Genomic DNA, 11,693 nt, shown 5'->3' with positions numbered 1-11,693 from the left:
ATTAATTCCATTAAATAGACAGAACAAAAGTTATGCCGCAACAACGTAGCAATTTCAATACTTCAACATTTACTGTATGCATCGCGCGAAAAATAGCATTAGGCCCAAACAACCTCTGCGGCTTCCAGCAAAATCCTCACAGTTGGCCATTCCGTTACACGATGTGTTGTGACTTGATAGATGTGATTGGGCGGCGGTTACGGGCGCAGGCTTCTGAGTAAAGGAAAACGGGCATCAAAGGTGCCCGTTTTTTGTCTGACGAGAAAAGTGGTTTACTTGTTCTGAGGCCCGATCCTGGCGAAGCGCGCCAGGCTTTATCTTTTTTCCGTCGGTTTGACGTTTGGATGCCTTATGGAGATGAACCGTACAAAGCAGTTAGTTCGCGGATCAACTCAACACAACAACCCTCTTGAGCTCCTCATTCATGTGCTGGAGGCATCCCTCGAATTGATTTCGCTTCCTGAGAATGACTTCTGCTGGTGTTTTTGGGCTGACAGCGATGAAGCAAAAGCAGAGCTGGAGGGATTGATCAACTCACTTAGAGGCGGAGTGCTGCCCGCAAGAACCCACTTTGCTGTACTTTTTGCGCCAACAGGTCCGCTGCAAGAGCTCAGTCTCAGTAGTGGGTGGGCGGAAACCTTTTTGAAAGTCGCCAGTAAATATGACGAAGCAGAGGCACGGTTGTGGTGAGGGAATGATGCCGGCTTGGCGTGTGCCAGAGTCACTCTACGCGCTGTTCGAGTGCCACGTTCTGACGACGCCGCGTAAGTATATTCACCAGCGAAAACTGGAATGCGCCCACGCGTGCCTCGCCGATCCCACTTGCAATGTGGCCAACGTCACAGAACTGGCTTTGGACTACGGCTTCTTGCACCTGGGGCGCTTCTCACAAAGCTACCGCCAGCAAGTTAGCGAGCTGCCTTCGACTACCTTGAAGCGCCGCTGTTGCAGATCTGACTCTTCGCAGGATCACTGCGCAGTGGCAAACGGGTAACGGCGATCATGAGTTTGATCCAATCTGCGCGTCTCAACGGACATGGTCCGTATGCTTACTTGAAGGGCGTGCTCGCGCGCCGTCGGCGCAACGGGCGAGTGATAATGCGGGTCTGACATCCTGCAGATGGTGCAACAGCTGACGATGAATCGTCCGTCTAAGGCCCGCGGGAGTGGTGAGGTTCACGCCACCATAGTTGCCCTTCACTATCCGGAGGAGGTGCCAAATACGCGTTGTGGGATAGGTTTTCATGGGGCATGTGTCGCGCCCGAAATCGCGTGCGCTCCCAATTGAATCGCCTATTCACTTGGGAGCATTACGTTTTACTTTCTGTGCAGCTTCCATGCATCGGCAAACGGTGCAGTACCTTTGTCATACGGCTTGAACACGGCCATGTAAAACAAGCCAAAAACAATGACAACTGCGGCGGTGAGCAAAATGCCGTAATTGCTGTACCAAGGGGCATCCGGCGTACGCGGCCAGGACATATTGGCGATCGCGAGCAAGCCGTAGATCAGCGCCAGGATGTTCACGATCCAGCCCCAACCGCCCAGGGTGAACTGACCTGCCGGCTTCCAACCGCGAATTCGAGCGAACAGCGCCCCACCCACGATCATCTGGAACGACAAATAAATACCGATCGCCGCGAAGCTCACGATGATTGCGATGGCGTTCTCCAGGTAGAACCCTGCACAAACGATAGCCGCCGGGATCACGCCACAAGTGATCAACGCTGCAGTGGGCACACGCGTGTTGGGTGAAAGACGCTTGAGTACGCTGCTGCCCATGACCATTTCGTCCCGGGCAAAGGAGTACAGCAAGCGACTGGCCGCCGCCTGCAAGCTCAGGACGCAGGAGACGAAGGAGACTGTGATCACCGCCGTCACGATGCGCCATCCGGTCGGCCCGAACGCATTGGCCATGATGGTCGACATCGGATCCTTGTCTTCGCCCGACAGCACCTTGGCAATATCCGGAACCGCCAGGATCAATGCCAACGCGGCGAAGATCGCTGCGCCACCACCGATGTAGATGGTCATGCGCATGGCCTTGGGAATGCGCTTGCTCGGGTTTGGCGTTTCTTCAGCCACATCGCCGCACGCTTCAAAGCCATAATAGAGAAACATGCCAGCCAGCGACGCGGTCAGGAACGCTGGCCAGTAACTGCCATCGATGCTGATGTCGAAAGTATTGAACAGCACCGAAAACGGCTGGTGGCGTTCGAATATCAACAGGTAACCACCGATCACGATCGCGCCCAGCAACTCGCAGATAAAACCGAACATGGCGACTTTGGCCAGCAGCTTGGTTCCGCTCAGGTTTAGCACGGTCGCCATCACCGTCAGGGCCAGGGCGACGAATGTGTTGGTCACCGGACTGGGTTCGAAGCCAAGCATCGCGGCAATGTAAGGACCGGCACCCAGCGCTACGGCGGCGATGGTCACGCACAGCGAAACGGAGTAGATCCAGCCCACCATCCAGGCCCAGCGCTTACCCACCAGGCGACGTGCCCACGGGTAGACACCCCCGGAAATCGGAAACTGCGAAACCACTTCGCAGAAGATCAGGCAGACCAACATCTGCCCGAAGCCGACCAGCAAGTACGACCAGAACATTGGCGGCCCGCCCGCAGCCAGGCACAGGCCGAAGAGCGTATAAACGCCCACGACCGGCGAAAGGTAGGTGAAGCCCAGCGCAAAGTTTTCCCAGAGGCTCATGCTTCTTTCGAAGTTGGACGTATAGCCAAGTGCCCTGAGCTGGGCGGCATCGCTGTCCGCTGCAGTGAATTCGGAACTGTTCATGTTGTTATCCTGAGGACAAGGTCCTGTCGGCTGTTATTGTTTTGGCTTTGCTGACTTACAACTTGATCCAAGTGGCTTTGAGCTCGGTGTATTTGTCGAACGCATGCAGCGACTTGTCGCGGCCGTTGCCCGATTGCTTAAAGCCACCGAACGGCGCGGTCATGTCGCCGCCATCGTACTGGTTGACCCAAACGCTACCGGCGCGCAGCGCCCTGGCGGTCAGGTGGGCCTTGGAGATGTCGGCGGTCCAGACGGCTGCAGCCAGGCCGTACGGGGTGTCGTTGGCGATATTGATGGCTTCTTCGATGGTGTCGAAGGTGATCACCGACAGCACCGGGCCGAAAATTTCTTCCTGGGCGATCTTCATGGCGTTGCTGACGCCGTCGAAAATGGTCGGCTCGACGTAGGTGCCACCGGTTTCCTGCAGGGTGCGCTTGCCGCCCACCAGCAGTTTGGCGCCCTCGTTGTGACCGGACTCGATGTAAGACAGCACGGTGTTCATCTGCTGGGTATCGACCAGGGCACCGACGTTGGTGTCCGGGTCCAGCGGGTTGCCCGGCTTCCAGCCCTTGAGGGCCTCGACTACCAGGGGCAGGAACTTGTCCTTGATCGAACGCTCCACCAGCAGGCGCGAGCCGGCGGTGCAGACTTCGCCCTGGTTGAACGCAATGGCACCGGCCGCCGATTCGGCCGCGGCCTGCAGGTCGGCGGCATCGGCGAAGACGATGTTCGGGCTCTTGCCACCGGCTTCCAGCCAGACGCGCTTCATGTTCGACTCACCGGAGTAGATCAGCAGCTGCTTGGCGATCTTGGTCGATCCGGTGAACACCAGGGTGTCGACGTCCATGTGCAGGGCCAGGGCCTTGCCGACGGTGTGGCCGTAGCCTGGCAGCACGTTGAGCACGCCGGCCGGAATGCCGGCCTCGATGGCCAGTTGGGCGATGCGGATGGCGGTCAGTGGCGATTTTTCCGACGGTTTGAGGATCACCGAGTTACCGGTCGACAGCGCCGGGCCCAGTTTCCAGCAGGCCATCATCAGCGGGAAGTTCCACGGCACGATAGCCGCGACCACACCGACCGGCTCGCGGGTGACCAGACCCAGTTGATCGTGCGGGGTGGCGGCCACTTCGTCGTAGATCTTGTCGATGGCCTCGCCGCTCCAGCTCAGCGCTTGTGCCGCTTGCGGCACGTCGACGGCCAGCGAATCGCTGATCGGCTTGCCCATGTCCAGGGTTTCCAGCAGCGCCAATTCATCGGCATTGGCTTCCAGCAAGGCGGCGAAACGAACCATAACCTGCTTTCTGTCCGCCGGCGCCATGCGCGACCAGACGCCCGAATCGAACGTAGCGCGAGCAACTTCAACGGCGCGATCAGCGTCTGCGGCCGAGCAGCTTGCGACCTTGGTCAGCAGGCGGCCATCGATTGGGCTCAGACAATCAAACGTTTCTCCCTCGACGGCGTGGGTATAGTCCCCGCCGATAAATGCGCGCCCTTCTATCTTCAGTGCCTGTGCGCGTGCTTCCCAAGTGCTAAGCGTTGGATTCGTCATGACGGTGCCATTCCTCTGTGTCGATGCCAGTGCATTTCAGCGCTCCGGGCAGGTCCCGGAGCCAGGCTTTTTATTAAACATATGAAACCATATCTTATGATTTAAAAGCTGCCAAATAATGTGTCGTTTTTATCCAATCACGACATTCTCGCGGCCGAACTCGGGCTAAAAACCGCTTTCATGTTGCGCGCCAGACGGGATATGACTAAAAGAAACCTAGTTCCATATTTTTTACGACGAATAGGATGACTCAACTGAATAAAGTGAACCGGCTTTCCCTGCTGCAGGTCAGCCAGGAAGGCAAGCCCGAGGAAGTGGCTCGCCGGCTGATCGAGGTCATCGAGCTGGGCCTGATTGGCGAGGGCGAACAATTGCCCAGCGAAAGCGAGCTGGCGACACGCTTCGGCGTGGCCACCGTAACGTTGCGCGACGCGTTGGCGATCCTCCGTCAGCGCGGCGTTGTCGCTACAAAACGCGGCAGAAATGGCGGCAGTTTCGTCTGCGCCCCCGTGGAAGTTTCCGATGACTTTCTCAAGGCCAGGTTGAGCGCCATGAGCTCGCTGGAACTTCGCGACCTCTGCGACGAACAGATCGCGATTTCGGCTACCGCCGCTGGCCTGGCGGCCAGCCGCTCCTCCAGCGCCCAGCACCAAAGGCTGGAAAATTTCGTGACGGCACTGCAGGGCGCCACCACACGCAGCGAGTTGCGACGTGCCGATGCGCGATTTCACATCGAAGTCGCCGTCGCGGCCCAATCGGTGCGCTTGACCCACGCTGAAATGCGGTTGCAGTCCGAAATGGGCGAGCTGCAATGGATCGCCATGAGCGACAGGCAGAAAAACACCGCCATTGCCGAGCACCGGGCCATCCTGCAGGCCGTGATGGCCGGCGAATCCAATCTGGCCAGCGCGTTGACAGAAGCCCATATCAAGGAAGGCATCAAGCGCCTGATGGATTTGCGCTTCGAACTACTCAGGCTGCAAGAGAACGCATTGTCATGATCACGACAGAACAGAACGAAGACCTTCGCCAGTGCACCCAGCGTCTGGAAGAGGTTTTCAGCAAGGTGTTCGAGCAACTCAACATGCTGGCCGAACAAGTGGTGACGGTCTGGGACGCGCTTGCCACTGAAGGCAGAAAACCCACCTCGAAAGACCTGATATTCCTGCAGGCGACCATCGAAGAGCGGCTCTCAACAAACGATACGTACATCCATGGCACCGGTGTGGTGCTGGAACCGGGCGAGCTCGCCGATCAAGAGCTGTTCCTCGAATGGTTCTACCGCCCCGTCCGCGGAAAAATCGCGCCGATGATGCTGAACTTCAATCGCCAAAGCGAAAGCTTCTACAACTACCAGAGCATGCCCTGGTTCACCCGCCCCAAGCTGACGGGCCAAGCGTCGGTCGAGGGTCCGTTTGTGGACCTCTACGGCACCGAACTCTACATACTGGCCTTCTCGGTGCCGATCTTCGCCGGCGGGCATTTTGTCGGCGTCGCGGCGGCGGATATTGCCCTGCACGAATTTGATCAGTTGCTCACCCGCTGCCTGCTGCGCATGAAGAACGAAGCCTTCATCATCAACGGCGAAGGCCGCATCGTCGCGGCCAATTCAGCGAACTGGTTCGTCGGCAACATGGCCAGTCGTCCTGCCGCCGCCAAGGTGCACAAACTCAAGCCGCTATCGATCGATTGGTCGCTGGTTGAATTGCCTGCCCCGCGATAGGCCGTTGCATGCCCGGGCAAAACTGATTTCCGCACCTCCAACAACAGCAAAAAACGAAGAGGAAATACCATGCACCGGATATCCGCCCATCTCGTCAGCATTCTTGTCTTTCTCTTGTTTGCCCAGTTCTCGGTTGCAGCGGACAAAGAGAAGACCCTGGACGTTATCACCGCCTACATGAGCGCCTGGAACAAACACGATCCCGATGCGGCAGCACAGTATTTTGCCGAGAACGGGGAGTTCCTGGACGCGTCCGTAGGGGTGCCTAAAGTCGGCCGGGAAACTGCCAGGGTCGAGGTCATCAAGCTCTTTATCGATGCAGTGCCTGACTTGAAATGGCAAATGGTTGGCCAGCCCATCATCGAAGGCGACAACATCGCCTTCGAGTGGCAGTTCGATGGGAAGAACACCGGCGCCTGGGCACCTGAAACGCCAGCAACCAACAAGCCGTTGTCTTTCAAGGGCATCAGCTTCATTCGGCTGAAGGATGGCAAGATCGCGATGCAGCATGACTATTATGATGCGCTGTCGTTCAACAAGCAGCTGGGTTGGTAGTTCAAACACTGGCTACAAGAAACGAGCCCATCGAACGGGCTCGTTTTTCGACATATCGGGATGCTTCCCTTGAGCAATGTCGACTATATGGTTGAAGAGGAGGTAGTGGTTGCGAAAGGCAAACGCAAACCTTTACCCACCGACCTTCCGTGATCCAAGTCATTCTCGAACTGCCAGATCACCGGTGGTCCTGTGCCTGCGGTTGCCGTAAACACAGCGTTGAAGAGGAAATCAGCGAGCTGCTCAAGATCGTTCCGATGCAAGTTTGCGTGATCAAACATGCGCACAGGGTCTACGCCTACCATTGCTGTGAAACCGCTTTGGTCATGGCTGACAACACGCCGCTTATTCCGGTGAAATGTGACGGTCCGCTTTGGATTGTGGATTCAACCTTTCGCGACAGGCAGAAATCGGCCAGAAGCGGTCGGTCGCTCAAAACACTTAAAAACCACTGATTGCTAAAGTAATCAGGATCCGAAAATTGCTCACTCGGTCGAAGGGACGGATGCTTTGCTACCCAAGCGGATTAGTTCATTGGAGAAACACAGGCCGACGATGATCAGTGCCGCTCCCGCGTACAGGCTTTCGCGCGGTATTTCGTTGAGCGCCACAAACGCCAGCAGCGCGGCGAACAGTGGCTCGGTCAGCTCCAACGCCTGCACTTGGGATGGCTTGAGATACTCGATGGCCTTGGTGGTGCAGAAGAAGCCCAGGATTGTCGGCAGCGTGGCCAGCGCCAGCAGCGCGGCGATCGCCAGCGGCGACAGCTCGCCCATCGCGAAACCATCGGCCGCAGCCGGCATCAGCAAGTACAGGCTGCCAAAGAACAACAATTGTCGGGTGAAGTGCAGCCCCCCCGACACTCCCATACGCTTCATGGCAACCGAAAAGGCCCCATAGCCGGAGCCGGCCATGGAGGCGAGTGCAGCACCTTGCAGGGTAAAGCCCTGCTGCAGGTCGCCGCCGAAGATCACCGAGATCCCGGCGATAGCCAGTGCAGCACCAACGGTAGCGTTCGCGGTGATGGCATCCTTGAGGAAAATACGCCCCAGAATGATCGAGGAAATTGAGGCACTGGCCATCAGCACCACCACCACACCTGCCGCAGCGTAGTGTCGATAGGCGGACGTTTCGAAATGGAACAGCACAAAGATGCCAAGGAATGCGCAGATAGCCGCCTGAGTCCATTTGGTCGACGCCGCCGGGCGCTTGAGGAAAAACAACAGGATCGAGAGAAGCACGCAACCCAGTACGGTCTTGATGACAGCGACACTGCTAGCGGTAAAACCATTACTCATGAGTATTTTGCTGAGTACACCGATCGTTGCGTTCAGTGCCGCAGCGGAGAGTGCAAATATGACGCCTTTGCTGAAAGTAGATTGCATGGATGACGATCCCTGTCGCTGAAGTGTCGTTCGATAGAATGCCGCCCTGTATCGACGGCGCAAAGTTTGAAGATACGAAGATCCCACCAACCCCAGTATTTATTGTGGCATAAGCACTGGACCGCCCAGTAGGATGCTATTCGCCTTCTTATCGCCGCCAAGGGAGAAGTCAGAGGGTCTGGCCCTTGCCTATGCAATATGAGTTGACGAACGTTGCAGTGTGCTGCAAAGACTGACGTATATCCGGTTTGGCTATTCCATGTCTGTTGGCAAATTGCTCGACCGCCGCTGTATCAAAACGAGTGGTCTGGATAAAGTCCAAGGCTTCGGGTTTTGTATTCAAAAACCACGCGACGGGAGGAATACTCAGTAGCAACTTCAGCAATCGGAGTGAAATGTGATGCTTGGGAGACTTTAAGCCCAAAGGGTGTGCCACCTGTATCAGGAGTTCTCGCAAGTTTGGAGTTTGGTCATCCAGCGCCAGCAGTTCCTGGTCCACCATGGCCGGATCAAAAGCACAAACTGCCACCAGTTCAACCAGGTAATCCACGGTGACCAGTGGCAGCCAGTGCTCGGCGGTACCGGGCACTGCAGTCAGCTTTCCCTGCACAAGGTTGCGTATCAGCTCCACCAGCGGCTGACCGTCAAGGATATGCCCCGTGCGGCTATGACCACAGACAGTCGCAGGGTGGACAACGGTAATCTCCCCGCCCTTGGCGGCCATGACCTCCAGGGTCGCAAAATGCGCCTCCAGCTTGCTTCCCTCGTAACCACCGACATGTCGGTAGACGGCAGGCCAATTCGTCAACTGCGGATGACGAGGATCAATTCCGATGCGTTGCAGATGTTCATGATTTTTCAGCATGTAGCCGCCGATCATCACTAAACGGCTTTTTTGCTCAGCCGCCAACAGCGCCACGCGCTTTGCCCCTTCCACATTCACCGCACGAGAATGCTCCACTGAAAGCCCCCATGCGAAGTGGGCGCCCAGGTGGAATATGACTCTGGCGTGCCTTAGCACTTCTCGGTCAGCAAGACTCAGCCCGAGGTTGTCCCGTTCCAGATCGCCAGCTACGGCAAATACCCGGGTTGCGCACCCTCCCAAATTATCGACTTGCTCGCGCAGTGCAGCTAGTCGCTCTGGGCGACGCATCAACACCCGAATGGTGTGACCTTTTGCACTCAGGCACGCCACCAAATGTTGACCGACGAAGCCGGTACCCCCCGTGACAAAGCACTCCACGCTCATTTCCCTGCTCCTTGTTTAAGGTGAAAAATCAAGCGTAAACTATCGACCCAACTCTATAGTCAAGCGGTGTTTTAATGAAAATCGGCGAACTCGAGGCCCGCAGCGGCGCCAGCCGCCATACGCTCCGTTACTACGAGCAAATCGGCCTGATCTCACCGCTGCGGCAAACTAACAACTATCGCGTTTACACAGTGCAAACTCTGCAGGATCTGGACTTTATCCAGCGCGCGCAAAGCATGGGGTTTTCCCTGGGGGAAATAGGCGAGATTCTGGATGCGCAGCGGAACAAACTGATCGATTGTGCTGACGGCGCGAAGCTAATTGAAAAGAAGATGGCAGAAATCAAACAGAAAATCGCCAACTTCCAAAGCATTTATCGGTATCTGGATGAAGAGCGTGCAACCCTCGAAGCCAGTGCTGCCAAGCAACTTGAGCTTCAGCAACTGAGCAACTCTTCCAACTGAACTGTCAGCATCTGGGAAACGGAAGCAGCAGCCTGCCTCCAGTTTCAAGCCCATCGCTTACGCATTTTCTATTAGTGGGTTTTCCATTGAGCATGATCAGCACCACCTATCGCTCGGTCCTGCCTCCATTTCAATTTTTCACGCTTCTGTATAAACCGTCATTCCCGCCCCCTGATTTTCTGCGGCAATGACTTGAGGCGAATTGCTACTGATGAGCTATGGTGACTTGGTAAACCACGCTCTGGGCAGATCATCCATGAACACGTACGCCACTCTGTTCTTCGGCATGTTCACCACCCTTTTGGCAATCATCAATCCACTTGAGGCCATTCCGGTATTCTTGGGCCTGCTGCAAGACAAAGACGCCGCCGAGCGGCGCCAGGTGGCACGCAAGGCCTGCCTTTATGCGCTGGCGCTGATGTTTTTCTTTCTGATCTTCGGCAACCTGCTGCTGCGTCTGTTCGAGGTTCCCTTGAGTATGATCCGGGTGGTCGGCGGGGTGATCCTCATGCGTATCGGCTTCGAGCTTTTCGCCCCCTCGCCAAACAGCAGCCTGATTCCAGGCAGTAGCAAGGGTAACCAGGACGTATCCTTCATTCCCATGGCCATGCCGATCATGTTCGGCCCTGGCGCCATTGCCACGGTGATCGGCCTGACCAGTACCATCAAGGATTCCGACCGCGCCATACTGTCCTTCGCGGTAGTAGCATTGGCGATCTTCGCCACCATGTTTACCACCTACCTGTCTCTGGCTTACGCCAATGACATCCTCAAAAAGATTGGTCCGCAAGGCATTGACGCGGCGACACGCATTGTCGGCTTCTTCGTTTCGGCAATGGGCGTGGGCCTGATCTTCCACGGCACGGTGGAGTTTCTCCAGTCGTACGGAGTCCTGCTCAACGGGGTAACAAAGTAGGGCTTTTGATTTTATTTCAGCTGTATGCCGATCCGATCGATATGAGTGAAATACCCCCCGCCATGAACTCGCACTGCTTAGTTGATAAAGACTGACTTTTTCAAGCAAACCATAGCGTATTAATGAGCTATACCCAATATTCCCCTATGCACTTCTTCCACTATTGGAGGTGTCAATGAAACCCAGTACTGCCCTGCCAGCGCTACTGATCATGGCAAGTCTCTTCGGCTGCAGCAGTTCATCGAACCATTCGATGAACCTTCCTTTGGCGGCTACCCACAATAATCCTGGCCAGATCGCCAGCACCACGTTGACCAGTGTCGGCAATCAAACCAATTTTGACTTCGACATCACAGGCGTTCCAACCGGAACCCTGCTGCCCCCTCGCCTGTACACGTTCATCCATAAAGGTAGCTGCCAACAACCCGGGGCTGTCGCCTTCGCCATGAACGATAAGGTCAATACCAAAAGCACCGCTGGAACCAACGGTTGGACCTTCTACCGAAGCGCGCCCATAGCCATGAAAGACCTGCTTGCCGGCACGTACTCCATCGTCGTACGTACGGCACCCGAGGATGGCAATAGCGATATTTTCTGCGGCGATATTGCGCAAGCAACTCGCTGAAACGGCCACAGTGATTGGTGAGTCGAGAACTTTAGGCTGAATACCATTAGGCATGGGCGGCCCGACTGCGCGATCAAATAATAGTTGTGACATGGCCCTCTAAAAAATCGCAGTTGCCACGTTCAACTTCCGAATCCGCACTAGACTCTGACGTGGGCCTTAATCCGTGCGTAGTCATGCAAAAAGTAGGAAATGATTCTGTATGCAGTACCTAGGCTAATTACTCGATGGTCAATGCACCAAAGGACAATATTGAGGTGCACTCATCACCCGGTTGCTGACACCATGAAAAAACAAGGAATATTGGTATGGAAAAGCTGTCGGATCGTTTTAGGCTTTCTATCGTGTTTGCTGCACTTTTGTCATTGAATGGGGTTGCCCAAGCCGCCCAGACGGACAAGACGAACATCCTGTTCATTGTCTCCGATGAC

The 11,693-nt window shown here is 55.9% G+C and carries 11 protein-coding genes and 3 pseudogenes; 10 read left to right on the top strand and 4 right to left on the bottom strand.

Going from position 1 to position 11,693, the window contains the following annotated elements; translation table 11 throughout:
* The first annotated feature begins 351 nt into the window (after positions 1–351).
* The 3 genes and pseudogenes from ACM6IT_RS04365 to ACM6IT_RS04355 form a co-directional block, all read left to right on the top strand.
* Positions 352–690, top strand: coding sequence for a hypothetical protein (locus ACM6IT_RS04365; protein WP_223542446.1), 339 nt, complete (start codon positions 352–354; stop codon positions 688–690).
* 25 nt (positions 691–715) lie between these two features.
* Positions 716–994: pseudogene (locus ACM6IT_RS04360) on the top strand (helix-turn-helix domain-containing protein); the annotation flags it as partial.
* Positions 958–1,136, top strand: a pseudogene (locus tag ACM6IT_RS04355) (transposase domain-containing protein); the annotation flags it as partial. The pseudogenes ACM6IT_RS04360 and ACM6IT_RS04355, both read left to right, overlap by 37 nt.
* Positions 1,137–1,317: 181 nt before the next feature.
* Here ACM6IT_RS04355 and ACM6IT_RS04350 read toward each other — a convergent pair.
* Positions 1,318–2,796, bottom strand: coding sequence for an APC family permease (locus tag ACM6IT_RS04350; RefSeq protein ID WP_414912888.1), 1,479 nt, complete (start codon positions 2,794–2,796; stop codon positions 1,318–1,320).
* Positions 2,797–2,851: 55 nt separating this feature from the next.
* A complete protein-coding gene (locus tag ACM6IT_RS04345) occupies positions 2,852–4,345 on the bottom strand; it encodes an aldehyde dehydrogenase (RefSeq protein ID WP_414917597.1) in 1,494 nt (497 codons plus the stop codon).
* Between the two features lie 245 nt (positions 4,346–4,590).
* Here ACM6IT_RS04345 and ACM6IT_RS04340 point away from each other — a divergent pair, with 245 nt between their 5' ends.
* The 4 genes and pseudogenes from ACM6IT_RS04340 to ACM6IT_RS04325 form a co-directional block, all read left to right on the top strand.
* Positions 4,591–5,346, top strand: coding sequence for a FadR/GntR family transcriptional regulator (locus ACM6IT_RS04340; RefSeq protein WP_414912890.1), 756 nt, complete (start codon positions 4,591–4,593; stop codon positions 5,344–5,346).
* Positions 5,343–6,068 carry a cache domain-containing protein gene (locus tag ACM6IT_RS04335; protein ID WP_414912891.1) on the top strand — a complete coding sequence of 242 codons (726 nt, stop codon included), beginning with the start codon at positions 5,343–5,345 and terminating at the stop codon, positions 6,066–6,068. Before ACM6IT_RS04340 ends, ACM6IT_RS04335 begins: the two co-directional genes overlap by 4 nt.
* A 69-nt stretch (positions 6,069–6,137) precedes the next feature.
* Complete coding sequence (locus ACM6IT_RS04330; protein ID WP_414912892.1) at positions 6,138–6,623, top strand: ester cyclase; 486 nt, start codon at positions 6,138–6,140, stop codon at positions 6,621–6,623.
* Positions 6,624–6,683: 60 nt separating this feature from the next.
* Positions 6,684–6,958 (top strand): annotated as a pseudogene (locus tag ACM6IT_RS04325) (IS66 family transposase zinc-finger binding domain-containing protein); the annotation flags it as partial.
* A 150-nt stretch (positions 6,959–7,108) separates the two neighbouring features.
* Here ACM6IT_RS04325 and ACM6IT_RS04320 read toward each other — a convergent pair.
* Both ACM6IT_RS04320 and ACM6IT_RS04315 read right to left on the bottom strand, forming a co-directional pair.
* On the bottom strand, positions 7,109–8,008 hold the full coding sequence (locus tag ACM6IT_RS04320; protein ID WP_056725150.1) for a DMT family transporter: 900 nt from the start codon (positions 8,006–8,008) through the stop codon (positions 7,109–7,111).
* A 169-nt stretch (positions 8,009–8,177) separates the two neighbouring features.
* Positions 8,178–9,257: an SDR family oxidoreductase gene (locus tag ACM6IT_RS04315; RefSeq protein ID WP_414917596.1), complete on the bottom strand. Its 1,080-nt coding sequence runs from the start codon at positions 9,255–9,257 to the stop codon at positions 8,178–8,180.
* A 74-nt stretch (positions 9,258–9,331) separates the two neighbouring features.
* Here ACM6IT_RS04315 and ACM6IT_RS04310 point away from each other — a divergent pair, with 74 nt between their 5' ends.
* The 3 genes from ACM6IT_RS04310 (at position 9,332) to ACM6IT_RS04300 (ending at position 11,262) form a co-directional block, all read left to right on the top strand.
* The gene (locus ACM6IT_RS04310) at positions 9,332–9,721 is read left to right on the top strand and encodes a MerR family transcriptional regulator (RefSeq protein WP_414912894.1); all 390 of its coding nucleotides are present in this window, start codon (positions 9,332–9,334) and stop codon (positions 9,719–9,721) included.
* A 211-nt stretch (positions 9,722–9,932) separates the two neighbouring features.
* Positions 9,933–10,637, top strand: coding sequence for a MarC family protein (locus tag ACM6IT_RS04305; RefSeq protein ID WP_223542444.1), 705 nt, complete (start codon positions 9,933–9,935; stop codon positions 10,635–10,637).
* Between the two features lie 175 nt (positions 10,638–10,812).
* Complete coding sequence (locus ACM6IT_RS04300; protein WP_056725143.1) at positions 10,813–11,262, top strand: hypothetical protein; 450 nt, start codon at positions 10,813–10,815, stop codon at positions 11,260–11,262.
* The last annotated feature ends 431 nt before the right edge of the window (positions 11,263–11,693 follow it).

It is taken from the genome of Pseudomonas sp. IT-P4, assembly GCF_949767755.1.
Classification (GTDB): domain Bacteria; phylum Pseudomonadota; class Gammaproteobacteria; order Pseudomonadales; family Pseudomonadaceae; genus Aquipseudomonas; species Aquipseudomonas monachiensis.
The sequence above is the reverse complement of the archived record's forward strand: the minus strand, read 5'-3'. Positions and strand labels throughout refer to the sequence as shown.

What these genes read in the sequence shown, in the direction of transcription:
- ACM6IT_RS04345 (WP_414917597.1), bottom strand. Translation starts at nt 4,345, where the DNA reads ATGACGAATCCAACGCTTAGCACTTGGGAAGCACGCGCACAGGCACTG.
- ACM6IT_RS04340 (WP_414912890.1), top strand. Translation starts at nt 4,591, where the DNA reads ATGACTCAACTGAATAAAGTGAACCGGCTTTCCCTGCTGCAGGTCAGC.
- ACM6IT_RS04315 (WP_414917596.1), bottom strand. Translation starts at nt 9,257, where the DNA reads ATGAGCGTGGAGTGCTTTGTCACGGGGGGTACCGGCTTCGTCGGTCAA.
- ACM6IT_RS04310 (WP_414912894.1), top strand. Translation starts at nt 9,332, where the DNA reads ATGAAAATCGGCGAACTCGAGGCCCGCAGCGGCGCCAGCCGCCATACG.
- ACM6IT_RS04305 (WP_223542444.1), top strand. Translation starts at nt 9,933, where the DNA reads ATGAGCTATGGTGACTTGGTAAACCACGCTCTGGGCAGATCATCCATG.
- ACM6IT_RS04365 (WP_223542446.1), top strand. Translation starts at nt 352, where the DNA reads ATGGAGATGAACCGTACAAAGCAGTTAGTTCGCGGATCAACTCAACAC.
- ACM6IT_RS04335 (WP_414912891.1), top strand. Translation starts at nt 5,343, where the DNA reads ATGATCACGACAGAACAGAACGAAGACCTTCGCCAGTGCACCCAGCGT.
- ACM6IT_RS04330 (WP_414912892.1), top strand. Translation starts at nt 6,138, where the DNA reads ATGCACCGGATATCCGCCCATCTCGTCAGCATTCTTGTCTTTCTCTTG.
- ACM6IT_RS04350 (WP_414912888.1), bottom strand. Translation starts at nt 2,796, where the DNA reads ATGAACAGTTCCGAATTCACTGCAGCGGACAGCGATGCCGCCCAGCTC.
- ACM6IT_RS04300 (WP_056725143.1), top strand. Translation starts at nt 10,813, where the DNA reads ATGAAACCCAGTACTGCCCTGCCAGCGCTACTGATCATGGCAAGTCTC.
- ACM6IT_RS04320 (WP_056725150.1), bottom strand. Translation starts at nt 8,008, where the DNA reads ATGCAATCTACTTTCAGCAAAGGCGTCATATTTGCACTCTCCGCTGCG.